The sequence below is a fragment of the Streptomyces sp. TLI_55 genome (assembly GCF_900206255.1).
Lineage (GTDB): Bacteria > Actinomycetota > Actinomycetes > Streptomycetales > Streptomycetaceae > Streptomyces > Streptomyces aquilus.
Genome location: NZ_OAOJ01000001.1, coordinates 2,845,572 through 2,859,146 on the forward strand (window position 1 = coordinate 2,845,572; position 13,575 = coordinate 2,859,146).

Sequence of the window (13,575 nt, forward strand, 5' to 3'; positions counted from 1 at the left end):
CGTGCCCGAACCCGAAACCGGCAACACCGCAGCCGCCGCATCCGTCGTCCATCCGCACTCCGCGACCCTGAAGAGGCTGGAGAAGTCGTCCGGGTCTCTTGCCGCGCAGGCCATCGCGCGCATGGACGAGACACTGCCGTGGTACCGGGCCATGCCCCCGGAGAACCGTTCCTGGATCGGGCTGGTCGCGCAGGCCGGTATCGCCGCGTTCACCGAGTGGTTCCGGCACCCCGACGCCCCGCAGGCCATCTCCACCGATGTCTTCGGCACCGCTCCCCGCGAGCTGACCCGGGCCATCACCCTGCGGCAGACCGTCGAGATGGTGCGCACCACCATCGAGGTGATGGAGAGCGCCATCGACGAGGTGGCCGCTCCCGGAGACGAGTCCATCCTGCGCGAGGCCCTGCTCGTGTACGCCCGCGAGATCGCCTTCGCCACCGCCCAGGTGTACGCCCAGGCCGCGGAGGCACGGGGTGCCTGGGACGCCCGTCTCGAGTCGCTGGTCGTCAATGCCGTGCTGAGCGGCGAGGCCGACGAGGGGGCGGTCAGCCGGGCCGCGGCTCTCGGGTGGAACGCTCCCGAACATGTGTGTGTCGTCCTCGGTACCGCCCCCGACGGGGACTCCGAGCTGACCGTCGAGGCCATCCGGCGGGCCGCCCGGCACGCCAAGCTCCAGGTGCTCACCGGGGTGCTCGGCGACCGGCTCGTCGTCATCGCGGGCGGCAGTGACAATCCGCTCGCGGTCGCCAAGTCGCTGATCGGCCCTTATGCGGCCGGGCCGGTGGTCGCCGGGCCCGTGGTGCCCGATCTGCTGGCCGCGACCCGGTCCGCGCAGGCCGCCGCGGCCGGGCTGAAGGCGTGTTCCGCCTGGCAGGACGCGCCGCGCCCGGTGCTGGCGGACGATCTGCTTCCGGAGCGCGCGATCGCCGGTGACCCCAGCGCCCGCGAGCAACTGGTGGAGGAGATCTACAGACCGCTGGAGGAGGCCGGGTCGGCGCTGCTGGAGACGCTCTCCGTCTATCTCGAACAGGCGAGCAGTCTCGAAGGCGCGGCCCGGATGCTCTTCGTCCATCCCAACACCGTGCGCTACCGGCTTCGACGTGTGACTGACGTCACCGGCTGGTCGCCTTCGGATGTACGCTCGGCATTCACGTTGCGGATCGCGCTGATCCTGGGGCGTCTGGTCGACGGGGATCTCCAACTCTAGGCTTTTGTCGGGGGCCCACAAAACGCCCCCGTGTTCTTCGTCCCTGTCCCCACGGGCGGTCGTGGCCGTCCACAAGAGAGAGTGTGAGAGTGCTCGTACTCGTCGCTCCCGGCCAGGGCGCCCAGACGCCCGGCTTCCTGACTCCTTGGCTCGAACTCCCCGGTGCCGCGGACCGCGTCGCCGCGTGGTCGGACGCCATCGGGCTGGACCTTGCCCACTACGGCACGCAGGCCGACGCGGACGCCATCCGTGACACCGCGGTGGCGCAGCCGCTGCTGGTCGCCGCCGGGATCCTGTCGGCCTCGGCACTCGGTGCCATCACGCCGGGTGCGGTCGCGGGCCACTCCGTCGGTGAGTTCACCGCCGCCGCCCTCGCCGGTGTCCTCGACGACACCGCCGCCCTCACCCTCGTACGCAAGCGCGGTCTGGCGATGGCCGAGGCCGCCGCGATCACCGAGACCGGGATGTCGGCGCTGCTCGGCGGCGACCCGGAGACCTCCGTGGCGCACCTGGAGAAGCTCGGCCTGACCCCGGCGAACGTGAACGGCGCGGGCCAGATCGTGGCCGCCGGCACGCTGGAGCAGCTCGCCGCGCTGAACGAGGACAAGCCCGAGGGTGTCCGCAAGGTCATCGCGCTGAAGGTGGCCGGCGCCTTCCACACGCACCACATGGCGCCCGCGGTCGACGCGCTGGCGAAGGCCGCCGAGGCCGTCACTCCCGCCGACCCGACGCTGCCGTACGTCTCCAACAAGGACGGGCGGACCGTCGCGACCGGCGCCGAGGTGCTGGAGCGGCTGGTCGGCCAGGTCGCCAACCCGGTCCGCTGGGACCTGTGCATGGAGACGTTCAAGGAGCTCGGCGCGACCGCGATCATCGAGGTCTCTCCCGGCGGCACCCTGGTCGGCCTCGCCAAGCGTGCCCTGCCGGGTGTGAAGACCCTGGCGCTCAAGACCCCCGACGACCTCGACGCCGCTCGCGAGCTCATCGCCGAGCAGAGCGCCTGAAAAGGAGCCAACGAGCAATGTCGAAGATCAAGCCCAGCAAGGGCTCCCCGTACGCGCGGATCATGGGCGTGGGCGGCTACCGCCCGACCCGGGTCGTGCCCAACGAGGTGATCCTCGAGACGATCGACTCGTCCGACGAGTGGATCCGTTCGCGCTCCGGCATCGAGACCCGGCACTGGGCGAACGACGAGGAGACCGTCGCCGCGATGTCGATCGAGGCGTCCGGCAAGGCCATCGCGGACGCCGGGATCTCCGCCGAGCAGATCGGCGGCGTGATCGTCTCGACCGTCTCGCACTTCAAGCAGACCCCGGCCGTGGCGACGGAGATCGCCGACAAGCTGGGCACGAACAAGGCCGCCGCGTTCGACATCTCCGCCGGCTGCGCGGGCTTCGGCTACGGCCTGACCCTCGCCAAGGGCATGATCGTCGAGGGCAGCGCGGAGTACGTCCTCGTCATCGGCGTCGAGCGGCTCTCGGACCTGACCGACCTGGAGGACCGCGCGACGGCCTTCCTGTTCGGTGACGGGGCCGGCGCGGTCGTCGTGGGCCCCGCCAAGGAGCCGGGCATCGGCCCGACCGTGTGGGGCTCCGAGGGCGACAAGTCCGAGACGATCAAGCAGACCGTGCCGTGGACGGACTACCGTTCCGGCGAGGTCGCCAAGTTCCCCGCCATCACGCAGGAGGGCCAGGCGGTGTTCCGCTGGGCCGTCTTCGAGATGGCGAAGGTCGCCAAGGAGGCGCTGGACGTCGCCGGCATCACCGCGGACGACCTGGATGTCTTCATTCCCCACCAGGCCAACGAGCGGATCATCGACTCGATGGTGAAGACACTGAAGCTGCCGGAGTCCGTCACGGTCGCCCGTGACGTTCGCACCACCGGCAACACCTCGGCCGCCTCGATCCCGCTCGCGATGGAGCGGCTCCTGGCGACCGGCGAGGCCAAGAGCGGCGACACCGCGCTCGTCATCGGCTTCGGGGCGGGTCTCGTCTACGCCGCCACTGTCGTTACCCTCCCCTAGGCACTCCGTGCCGGATCACACGGTCCGGTACGGGAAGCACCACCTGCCACACCCTCTGGATCAAGAAGAAGGAGCGCCTCACATGGCCGCCACTCAGGAAGAGATCGTCGCCGGTCTCGCCGACATCGTCAACGAGATCGCCGGCATCCCGGTCGAGGACGTCCAGCTGGACAAGTCCTTCACCGACGACCTGGACGTCGACTCGCTGTCCATGGTCGAGGTCGTCGTCGCCGCCGAAGAGCGCTTCGACGTCAAGATCCCGGACGAGGACGTCAAGAACCTCAAGACGGTCGGCGACGCGACCGACTACATCCTCAAGCACCAGGCCTGAGCCACCCCTTAGGCCCGGCTGCGCTGGCCCCGCCACCCGGCGGTGGCGCCGCTGAATCCTCGTGATACTTGGAGAAAGATTTCCCGTGAGCCCGACCAATCGCACCGTGGTCGTCACCGGTATCGGCGCAACCACACCGCTGGGTGGCGACGCAGCCTCTACTTGGGAGGGTCTGATCGCCGGCAAGTCCGGCGTCAAGCCCCTCGAGCAGGAATGGGCGGCCGACCAGGCCGTCCGCATCGCGGCGCCCGTCGCCGTGGAGCCGACCGAGGTCATCCCCCGGCCGCAGGCCCGCCGCCTCGACCGCTCGGCGCAGTTCGCGCTGATCGCGGCCAAGGAGGCATGGGCGGACGCCGGGTTCGAGGCCAAGGCCGGCGACGACCCCGCCGTCGACCCCGACCGTCTCGGCGCTGTGATCGCCTCCGGCATCGGTGGCGTCACGACGCTGCTCGACCAGTACGACGTGCTGAAGGAGAAGGGCGTCCGCCGCGTCTCCCCGCACACCGTCCCCATGCTCATGCCGAACGGCCCCTCGGCCAACGTCGGTCTGCTCGTCGGCGCCCGCGCCGGTGTGCACACCCCGGTGTCGGCCTGCGCCTCGGGCGCGGAGGCCATCGGCTACGCCATCGAGATGATCCGCACCGGCCGCGCCGACGTCGTCGTCGCGGGTGGCACGGAGGCGGCGATCCACCCGCTGCCCATCGCCGCGTTCGGCAACATGATGGCGATGTCCAAGAACAACGAGAACCCGCAGGGCGCCTCGCGTCCCTACGACACCGCGCGCGACGGCTTCGTGCTCGGCGAGGGTGCCGGTGTCATCGTCCTGGAGTCCGCGGAGCACGCCGCCAAGCGCGGTGCCCGCGTGTACGCCGAGGCCGTGGGCCAGGGCATCTCCGCCGACGGCCACGACATCGTGCAGCCGGAGCCGGAGGGCCGGGGCATCGCCCACGCCCTGCAGAACCTGCTGGACAACAGCGACCTGAACCCGGCGGAGATCGTGCACGTCAACGCGCACGCCACCTCGACGCCGGCCGGTGACGTGGCCGAGCTGAAGGCGCTGCGCAAGGTGTTCGGCGACGACACCGACCACTTCGCGGTGTCCGCGACGAAGTCCATGACGGGCCACCTGCTGGGTGGCGCGGGTGGTGTGGAGTCCGTCGCCGCGATCCTCGCCCTGTACCACCGGGTCGCGCCGCCGACCATCAACGTCGAGAACCTCGACCCGGAGGCGGAGGCCAACGCCGACATCGTCCGCGGTGAGGCCCGCAAGCTGCCCGTGGAGGGCCGTATCGCCGCGCTGAACGACTCGTTCGGCTTCGGCGGCCACAACGTGGTGCTGGCGTTCCGTACGGTCTGAGAAGCGTTGCGAGCAGCACTCGTACACAACTGAAGGGCCCCTGCCGCTGGTAGGGGCCCTTCGGCGTGTCTACGACTCCTAGACCACCTGGTGCAGCCAGCGCACCGGCGCGCCCTCGCCCGCGTACCGGAACGGCTCCAGCTCGTCGTCCCACGGCTTGCCCAGGAGTTTGGCGATCTCGGCCTCCAGGTCCGTCTCGCCCTGCTGGGAGCGGGTCAGGGCGGCGCGCAGCCGGTCCTCGGGGATCAGGATGTCGCCGTGGATGCCGGTGACGGCGTGGAAGATGCCGAGGTCGGGGGTGCAGCTGTAGCGCTCGCCCTCGGCCGTGGGGCAGGGCTCGGCGGTCACCTCGAAGCGCAGGAGGTGCCAGCCTCTGAGGGCCGACGCGAGCTTGGACGCGGTGCCCGGCTGGCCCTGCCAGGAGAACTCCGAGCGCCAGGTGCCGGGTGCCGCGGGCTGCCGGATCCAGTCGAGGTTGACGCGCGTGCCGAGCACTCCGGCGACGGCCCACTCGACGTGCGGGCACAGCGCGCGCGGAGCGGAGTGCACGTACAGAACTCCACGTGTCGTCACCGGGACCTCCGGGCAGAGCGGGACCATTGTGCGGACGAGATGAGTGGCGGTGGCGGCAGCCACGTTGATGGCGAGGCTACCGTGCGGCGGCGCAAGGAGTGTGACGTACCGTCGGTCCCGGTGCCCGGAAACGCCCGCCATTCACCCGGCAGGACGCTAGTACGGGGGGTCCGGGGTTCCCGGGGCGTCGTCGGGAACTCCCGTGCGTTGTCATGGAGGGGGACGAATCTCGCAAGGAACTGCAAGTCGACCGAGGGGGTCACCAGGGGATGCGTAGCCGTCGTGCGCGTGCCGTTCTCGCCGTCGTGACGGCGGGTGTTCTGGGCGTCGCGGGGTGCGATGCCGTCGGTGGCAACGCGTCGGAGCCGTCCGGCTCCGCGGCCCGGAGAGGGAAGCCGTCCCCGTCGCCGACCTCGCTGTGGGACCGCAGTCCGGCGTCCCTCGCCGCGGTCGGTGACTCCATCACCCGGGGTTTCGACGCCTGTTCGCTGCTCAAGGACTGTACGGAGGCGTCGTGGGCGACCGGCAGCGACACCGCGGTCGACAGTCTCGCCGTACGTCTGCTGGGGCGGGCGAAGGCGGCGGCGTCCAGCTGGAACTACGCGGTGACCGGGGCGCGGATGGCGGATCTCGCCGGGCAGATGGCGCAGGCGGCGACGCGGAAGCCGGAGTTGGTGACGGTGATGGCGGGGGCCAATGACGCGTGCCGGGACTCGGCCGCGGCGATGACCTCGGTGGCCGACTTCCGGGCGCAGTTCGAGGAGGCGCTGGACACGCTGCGGGCGGCGGCGCCGAAGGCGCAGGTGTACGTGGCGAGCGTGCCCGATCTCAAGCGGCTGTGGTCGCAGGGGCGGACCAATCCGCTGGGCAAGCAGGTGTGGAAGCTGGGGATATGCCCGTCCATGCTGGGCGACCCCGACGATCTGGCCGCGGCGGCGACCGAGCGGCGCGACACCGTGCAGGAGCGGGTGGAGGCGTACAACGAGGTGTTGGAGTCGGTGTGCGCGAAGGACAAGCGGTGCCGTTTCGACGGCGGCGCGGTCTACGCGTACCGGTTCGGGACCGACCAGTTGAGCCACTGGGACTGGTTCCACCCGAGTGTGAACGGCCAGGCGAGGCTCGCCGAGATCGCCTACCGGAAAATCACCGCCATAGGCACGTGACCTAAAGTTCCGCACATGAACGAACTCTTCGGCACACTTCCCGACGGCACCCCGGTTCACCGCTGGACGCTGGAGCGGGCCGGGGTGCGGGTGCGGGTGTTGTCGTACGGCGGGATCGTGCAGTCGGTGGAGGTGCCGGACCGCGACGGGCGCGTCCAGAACGTGGTGCTGGGGTTCGCGGAGCTGGACGGCTATCTCACGCACACCGGGCCCTACTTCGGCGCGCTGATCGGCCGGTTCGCGAACCGGATCGCCCACGGCCGTTTCCCGCTGGACGGGGTGACCTACGCGCTCGCGCCCAACGGCGCGCCCAACTCGCTGCACGGCGGTGAGCGCGGCTTCGACAAGCGGGTGTGGGACGTGACACCGGCCGGCGAGCACGGACTGCGGCTGTCGCGGGTCAGTCCGCACGGCGAGGAGGGGTTCCCGGGGCGGCTCGACGTCTCGGCGACCTACGTGCTGGACGCCGACGGGGCGCTGCGGATCGCCTACGAGGCGACGACGGACGCCCCGACCGTCGTCAACTTCACCAACCACAGCTACTTCAACCTGGCCGGCTCCGGGAACGCCGGCGGTCATGAGCTGCGGCTGGCCGCCTCCCGGTACACGCCGGTGGACGCGGAGCTGATCCCGACCGGGGCGCTGGAGGATGTGACGGGCGGGCGGTTCGACTTCCGGGAGGGGCGCAAGACCGGGTCGGGCTACGACCACAACTTCGTCCTCGACAAGGGCGTCACGGACACGCCCGTCGAGGTCGCCGAGCTGTACGACCCCTCCTCCGGCCGCGTCCTGACCGTCGCGACCACCGAGCCGGGCCTGCAGCTGTACACCGCCGACCATCTGCCCGAGCCCTTCGCCCCCTGCGACGGCGTGGCGCTGGAGACCCAGCACTTCCCCGACTCCCCCAACCACCCGGAGTTCCCGAGCACGGTGCTGCGGCCCGGCGAGGTGTTCCGCTCGGAGACGGTGTACGGGTTCGGCACGCGCTGAGTCGCTCGGGAAAGCATTTGCCCCGGCCCGGGTGTCAGGTCCCGGGCCGGGGCTGCTCATGGGGAGACTTGTCCCGGATCAGACGTTAATCGTCTCGGTGAGACGGCGGTCCGTGATCGACCGCCCGACCTCGATCTCGTACGAACCCTTCACAAACGACCACGCTCCCTCCTCCTCGTTCCAGGTCTCGAAGGCCCGGCGGGGGATCTCCACCGTGACCTCGACGCTCTCACCGGGGGCCGCCTCGACGCCTGCGAAGCCGGCGAGGACGCGCTCGGGGCGGTCGCCCGGCTCGGCGGGCGCGAGGTAGACCTGGACGACCTCACGGCCGGCGCGCTCGCCGGCGTTGCGGACGCGGACCTTGACGGTGGTACCGGTGACCTCGACGGATTCGTAGGCCCAGTCGGTGTAGCCGAGGCCGTGGCCGAAGGGGTACGAGGGGGTGCGGCCCTCCTTGGCCCAGGCGCGGTAGCCGATGAAGACGTCCTCGGTGTACGGGAGCCGGCCCTCCTGCGGGGTGACCCGGGTGACCGGGGCGTCGGCGAGGGCGCCCCAGGTGGTGGGGAGGCGGCCGCCGGGCTCGTGGGCGCCGGTGAGTACGTCGGCGAGGGCCGCGCCGCCCTCCTGGCCGGGGAACCAGCTGAGCAGGACGGCGGCGACGTCGTCGCGCCACGGGAGCTCCACCGGGGAGCCGGAGTTGACGACCACGACCGTGTTGGGGTTGGCGGCGGCGACGGCGCGGACCAGGTCGTCCTGGCGGCCGGGGAGGTTCATGTCCTTGCGGTCGAAGCCCTCGGACTCGACGCGGTCGGTGGTGGCGACCACGACGACGGCCGTCTCGGCGTTCCGGGCAGCCGACACGGCCTCGGCGATCAGCTCGTCGGGGTCGCGCTGCGGCTCCTGGTGGGCGAGGGCGAAGGCGACGACCTTGAAGGGGAAGCCCTCGGGGAGCCGGAAGACATGGGTGAGGGAGACCTCGACCGGCTCTGCGGCGGTCAGTTCGACCTCGGCGCGGGGCACCGGGGAGCCGAAGAAGGCCTCGAAGGGGTCGGTGGTGTCGGCGGGGAGCTGGAGGTCGTCGTAGTACGTGGTGCCGTCGACGGTGAGGGTGAAGGCGCCGACGCCCTTGATGCCGAAGGTGTGCGGGCCGGTGTCGCGCGGGGTGAAGGTGCCGGTGAGCTCGATGGTGTGGAGGGTGTCGTGGGTGACGCCCTCGGGGAGGTCGTCACCCATCCACTGGATCTGGCCGTTGGGCGCGGAGCCGGTGCCGAGGACGGTGCCGTCGGCGTCCCGGCACACGGCCCGCAGCGTGAACCCCTTGTCGGCGACGGCGAGTTCGGTGTTCGGGTCGGCGCCGACGGCGTACGTCAGGTCGGGCAGGGCCGCGGTGAGGCCGTCGAGCGGGGAGACGATCCGGGACGGGAAGACGGTGGCGGAGCCGCCGCCGAGGACTCGGGCGTCGCGGGCGGCGGCGCCGATGAGGGCGACACTGCCGGGCTTCAGCGGGAGGGCGCCCTCGTTGCGGACCAGGACGAAGGCGCGGCGGGCGATCTCGCGGGCGAGCCCCTGGCCGTCGACGGGGTCGGGGAGTTCGGTGACGACGGGTTCGGCGTCCGCCAGGGCGCCGACGCGGGCGGCGAGCCGCAGGACGTTGCGGACGGCGGCGTCGACCTTGGCCTCGTCGACCTCGCCGTCCCGCACGGCCTGGGCGAGCGCGGGGCCGTAGACGGTCTGCGGGCCGGGCATGGCGACGTCGAGGCCGCCCTCGATGGCGCCCTTGGTGGAGCGGGCGGCCATCCAGTCGGAGACGTTGTAGCCGTCGAAGCCCCACTCGCCGCGCGCGATCTCGTTGACCAGGTGGTGGTGCTCGGTCATGGTGACGCCGTTGACCTGGTTGTAGGCGGTCATGATGCCCCAGGGGTGGGCGCTCTCCACGATGAGCTCGAAGGGCCGCAGATACAGCTCGCGCAGGGCCCGTTCGGAGACGAGGTTGTCGACGGTGAAGCGGTCGGTCTCGGCGTCGTTGGCGACGAAGTGCTTGACGGTGGTGCCGACGCCGCCGGACTGGACGCCGCTCACGTATCCCGCGCCGATCAGACCGGTCAGGTACGGGTCCTCGCTGTAGGCCTCGAAGTGCCGGCCGCCGAGCGGGGAGCGGTGCAGGTTGACGGTGGGGGCGAGCAGCACGTGGACGCCCTTGCGGCGGGCCTCCTGGGCGAGCAGGACGCCTGCGCGGCGGGCGAGTTCGGGGTCCCAGGTGGCGGCGAGGGCGGTCGGGGAGGGCAGGGCGATCGACGGGTCGTCGGCGGTCCAGCGCACTCCTCGGACGCCGATCGGGCCGTCGGACATGACGAGGGACGTGAGGCCGATCTCCGGCAGGGCGGGCAGCGTCCACATGTCCTGGCCGGACAGCAGCCGGGCCTTGGCGTCCAGGTCGAGCTTGCCGAGAGCGGCCTCGACGGCGGCGTCTCGGGCGTGGTCGGCCGGGGTCGTGGAGTGGGCACCCGCCATTGGGTCCTCCTGGGTTCGGGGCTGCGAGGTCCGCGGGACCGTGCATCCCGCGGTCCTCCCATCGTGCACCCGTCACCTGTAGACCGGTAGGTTTCGTTATCTCTACGTTATTTTCGCCGTACGGTCATGCCGTACGGTGAGCTCATGAACGCCAGGGTCAGGAGCGACGCGCGGCGCGCGGAGATCGTGCGGGCGGCGCTGGAGGTGATCGCCGAGCGCGGTTACCGGGGGGCGAGCCTGGCCGCGGTCGCCGAGCGGGTCGGGCTGACCCAGCAGGGGCTGCTGCACTACTTCCCGACCAAGGACGCCCTGCTCGTCGCGGTGCTCACCGAGCGGGACCAGTGGGACGCGGTGCCGGACACCCAGTGGCGGGTCGATCTGCTGGTCTCGCTGGTGGAGTACAACGCGATGCGGCCCGGCATCATCCAGACCTTCTCGGCGCTGCTCGGCGAGAGCGTCACCGAAGGGCACCCGGCGCGCGGCTACTTCACCGAGCGCTACGCGAAGGTGCGCGAGAACATGGCGGCGGTGCTGCGCACCGAGTACGGCGACCGGCTGCCGAACGGGCTCACCCCCGAGCGCACGGCACCGCTGCTGGTGGCGGTGATGGACGGACTTCAGTACCAGTGGCTGCTGGACCCGGAGTCGGTGGACATGCCGGGCGCCTTCCGGGACTTCCTCACGCTGCTGGGCGAGGAGAGCTGAACCTCCCGGCTACTGGCGCCAGATGACGGCGAGGGCCTTGCTCACCACGCACACGACGGCGAAGGCCACGGCCCAGCCCACCGCCCCGGCGGCGAACAGCGCGGCAACTCCCGCCCCGAACCAGAGCAGTTCGAAGCCGACACGGGCCGCGCCGCGGGTCTTGTACGGGGCCTTCGGCGACCCGAAGCACGACCACAGCACGATGAGCACGGCCGGGGCGCCGAGGCCGAACAGCCAGGTGAGCGGGGTCGTCACGGCAAGGGTGAAGCCCCAGTAGCCGACGGCCGCGAGCGCGCCCAGTTCGATCAGGAAGAGCACGCCCAGGTTCGTCGCCTTCATGGGAGGCAGTATCACCCGTAAGCGATCACTTCGGTGCGGGCACCGCGGCGACGACCTCCACCTCGATCTGGGCCTCCTCCCGGAACAGCCGCGGCACCTCGAAGGTCATGCTGGTGGGCGGGGTGCCGGTGAGGAACTCCCGTCGTACGGCGCCGTATTCGGCGAGGCGGCCGATGTCCGTCAGATAGGTGCGGATGTTGATGACGTCGGCGAGCGTCGCGCCGTGCGCCGTCAGCAGCGCGTCGATGGTCTCGAAGACACCCCGGCTCTGCTCGGCGAGGGTGTCGCCCTCGGCGATCTGGCCGGAGAGGAACAACAGGGCACTGCCGTCGGCCTGTTCGACGCGGGCGACCTGGGAGTAGTAGGGGCTCAGGGGCTGGGGCGCGGAGGCCGGGTTGCCGAGGGTGATCTTCACGGGTTCCTTCAGCGGTCGGTGGTACGGATGCGGGCGGCGGCGACGGAGATGTCGGCGCCGGGTTCGGCGACTCGCCGGTAGTGCGCCAACGCGGCCTCGGCCACGGGCAGTTCGGCGGCCTTCGTCGCCAGGTCGAGGTCCTTCACCGCGAGCGCCGTGTCGAAGTGGACGCCCTCCGCGAAGGCGCGGGCGACGGCGCCCCCGAGCGGACTGTGGGCGAGGGCCGCGCGGGCCGTCTCCCCGTCCAGACCGAGGGCGTCGGCGAGCCGCAGCGCCTCCGCCACGACCGCGATCCCGCCGATGACGGCCGAGTTGACGACGAGCTTGAGCGCGGCGCCGGAGCCGAGCGGCCCGGTGCGGGTGACGGTGCCGAGGTGGGCGAGGACATGCTCGACGGGGGCCGGGTCACCGCCCGCGAGGATGCCGAGCGTGCCCGCGGCGGCCCTGTCGGTGCTCCCCATGACAGGCGCGTCGACGACGGAGACCCCGGTGAACCGGTCGAGTTGGCGTACGGCGTCGGGCCCGACGGTGGACATCTCGATCCAGTGAGTGCCGGGACGCAGGGCAGACGCGATGACCTCCGTGACCGCGTCCAGCGCCTCCGGCCCGGCGAGCATCGTGATCACGACGTCGGCGTCCCGTACGGCGTCGGCGGGCGACGCGACCGCGACGGCTCCCTCGGCGACGAGGGGCTCGGCCTTCTCGGCGGTGCGGTTCCAGACGGTCAACGGATGGCCGGCGGCGAGGAGTCGGCGGGCCATGGGGGCGCCCATGTGCCCGAGGCCCAGGAATGCGATGTGCTCCATGACGACGACGCTATGCGGCGCCCGACGGATGCGACAAGCGAATGTCTAGCATGGCTGTCATGCCGAACTCGCATGGCTCGCACGGGTCGCATGAATTCGAGACGCTCGATCTCTCGACCGTCTGGCTGCGGGCGTTCCTGGAAGTCGCCCGGCAGGGGTCCTTCACGGTCGCCGCGCGCAGCCTCGGCTGGACCCAGTCCGCGGTGTCCCGGCAGATCTCCTCGCTGGAGTCGGCCCTGGGCGGGGCCCCACTCTTCGACCGGCTGCCGAGGGGCGTACGGCTCACCGAGGCCGGCCGCGTCCTCGTGCCGTACGCCGAGACCGTCGCCGAGGCGCTGCGCGGAGCCGGGCGTGAGCTCACCGACCTGCGGGAACTCGCGGGCGGGCGGCTGCGGTTCGGGGCGTTCGCGACGGCCGACGCGGCGCTGGTGCCGCAGGCGCTGGCCGCGTTCCGGGCCCGGCATCCGAAGGTGCGGGTCACCCGCGAGGAGGGCCTCACCCCGAGGCTCCTGGACCGGCTGGCCACCGGCCATCTGGACCTGGCGGTCGTCTCGACGACGGGCCGTCCGCCGTTGGAGTCGTACGACCTTCATCATCTCCTCGACGAGTCTCTGTACGTCGCCGTGCCCGTCGACCATCCGCTGGCGGGCGGCGGGCCGGTACGGCTCGGTCGGTTCGCCGACGCGGACTGGATCTCGGGGAGCGCGCGTCCGGAGGGGACGCTGCTGGACGCGGCCCTTCGGGAGGGGTTCCGGCCGCGGGTGGCTCATGTTGTCGCCGAGTGGACGGCTAAGCAGGGGTATGTGGCGGCGGGGTTGGGGGTGACGCTGGTGCCGGCGCTGGCGGCGGGGTCGGTGCGGTCGGATGTCGTCCTGGTGCCGGTGCGGGATGGAGGGGGGCCGGCGCGGGCGGTGTATGCGGCGACGGTTCGGGGGCGGGTGGTGGCGCCGGTGGTGGAGGCGTTTGTGTTGGCGTTGCGGGAGGGGGCGGGGCGGATTGTTGTGGGGGGCGGGGGGCTGTGAACTGGCTGCGGGCCGGTGGGGGCTGGTCGCGCAGTTCCCCGCGCCCCTTAGGGGCGTTGATCCCATGGCGTAGACCACTTCCGTCACGCGATACTCAGGCCACTCCCCCACACCATACGGAGGCTGAACTCCC

At 71.5% G+C, this 13,575-nt stretch carries 14 protein-coding genes; 9 read left to right on the top strand and 5 right to left on the bottom strand.

Annotation, left to right across the window (positions count from 1 at the left end; all coding sequences use genetic code 11):
- Position 1 precedes the first annotated feature (1 nt).
- From fasR to CRP56_RS13265, 5 genes are all read left to right on the top strand, one after another.
- Entirely contained in the window at positions 2–1,207 is a 1,206-nt protein-coding gene (gene fasR / locus CRP56_RS13245; RefSeq protein WP_097263603.1) for a fatty acid biosynthesis transcriptional regulator FasR, read from the top strand.
- 89 nt (positions 1,208–1,296) lie between these two features.
- Positions 1,297–2,211, top strand: a complete 915-nt coding sequence (locus CRP56_RS13250; protein ID WP_097263606.1) for an ACP S-malonyltransferase — start codon at positions 1,297–1,299, stop codon at positions 2,209–2,211.
- 17 nt (positions 2,212–2,228) lie between these two features.
- Entirely contained in the window at positions 2,229–3,230 is a 1,002-nt protein-coding gene (locus CRP56_RS13255; protein WP_097263609.1) for a ketoacyl-ACP synthase III, read from the top strand.
- Between the two features lie 82 nt (positions 3,231–3,312).
- Complete coding sequence (locus CRP56_RS13260; RefSeq protein WP_015660680.1) at positions 3,313–3,561, top strand: acyl carrier protein; 249 nt, start codon at positions 3,313–3,315, stop codon at positions 3,559–3,561.
- Between the two features lie 85 nt (positions 3,562–3,646).
- The gene (locus tag CRP56_RS13265) at positions 3,647–4,918 is read left to right on the top strand and encodes a beta-ketoacyl-[acyl-carrier-protein] synthase family protein (RefSeq protein ID WP_097263612.1); all 1,272 of its coding nucleotides are present in this window, start codon (positions 3,647–3,649) and stop codon (positions 4,916–4,918) included.
- A 78-nt stretch (positions 4,919–4,996) separates the two neighbouring features.
- On the opposite strand, the gene CRP56_RS13270 is transcribed toward CRP56_RS13265, so the two are convergent.
- Positions 4,997–5,491: a DUF3145 domain-containing protein gene (locus CRP56_RS13270; protein WP_059192193.1), complete on the bottom strand. Its 495-nt coding sequence runs from the start codon at positions 5,489–5,491 to the stop codon at positions 4,997–4,999.
- A gap of 269 nt (positions 5,492–5,760) precedes the next feature.
- Here CRP56_RS13270 and CRP56_RS13275 point away from each other — a divergent pair, with 269 nt between their 5' ends.
- Positions 5,761–6,654: an SGNH/GDSL hydrolase family protein gene (locus CRP56_RS13275; RefSeq protein ID WP_097263614.1), complete on the top strand. Its 894-nt coding sequence runs from the start codon at positions 5,761–5,763 to the stop codon at positions 6,652–6,654.
- 15 nt (positions 6,655–6,669) lie between these two features.
- Positions 6,670–7,644 (top strand): aldose epimerase family protein, encoded by a 975-nt coding sequence (locus CRP56_RS13280; protein ID WP_097263617.1) that lies wholly within the window; start codon positions 6,670–6,672, stop codon positions 7,642–7,644.
- 78 nt (positions 7,645–7,722) lie between these two features.
- Here CRP56_RS13280 and CRP56_RS13285 read toward each other — a convergent pair whose 3' ends face one another.
- Positions 7,723–10,155, bottom strand: a complete 2,433-nt coding sequence (locus CRP56_RS13285; RefSeq protein WP_097263620.1) for a glycoside hydrolase family 3 protein — start codon at positions 10,153–10,155, stop codon at positions 7,723–7,725.
- 126 nt (positions 10,156–10,281) lie between these two features.
- On the opposite strand from CRP56_RS13285, the gene CRP56_RS13290 reads away from it, so the two are divergent.
- Positions 10,282–10,860 (top strand): TetR/AcrR family transcriptional regulator, encoded by a 579-nt coding sequence (locus CRP56_RS13290; protein ID WP_097263623.1) that lies wholly within the window; start codon positions 10,282–10,284, stop codon positions 10,858–10,860.
- A 9-nt stretch (positions 10,861–10,869) separates the two neighbouring features.
- On the opposite strand, the gene CRP56_RS13295 is transcribed toward CRP56_RS13290, so the two are convergent.
- Genes CRP56_RS13295 through CRP56_RS13305 form a run of 3 tightly spaced genes read right to left on the bottom strand, consistent with a single transcriptional unit; the run spans position 10,870 to position 12,420 of the window.
- Positions 10,870–11,199, bottom strand: coding sequence for a YrdB family protein (locus tag CRP56_RS13295; protein ID WP_097263626.1), 330 nt, complete (start codon positions 11,197–11,199; stop codon positions 10,870–10,872).
- Positions 11,200–11,224: 25 nt separating this feature from the next.
- Entirely contained in the window at positions 11,225–11,614 is a 390-nt protein-coding gene (locus CRP56_RS13300; protein WP_097263629.1) for a RidA family protein, read from the bottom strand.
- An 8-nt stretch (positions 11,615–11,622) separates the two neighbouring features.
- Complete coding sequence (locus CRP56_RS13305) at positions 11,623–12,420, bottom strand: NAD(P)-dependent oxidoreductase (RefSeq protein ID WP_097263632.1); 798 nt, start codon at positions 12,418–12,420, stop codon at positions 11,623–11,625.
- A gap of 50 nt (positions 12,421–12,470) precedes the next feature.
- Between CRP56_RS13305 and CRP56_RS13310 the strand changes: the two genes are divergently transcribed.
- Positions 12,471–13,442, top strand: coding sequence for a LysR family transcriptional regulator (locus tag CRP56_RS13310; RefSeq protein ID WP_097274003.1), 972 nt, complete (start codon positions 12,471–12,473; stop codon positions 13,440–13,442).
- Positions 13,443–13,575 lie beyond the last annotated feature (133 nt).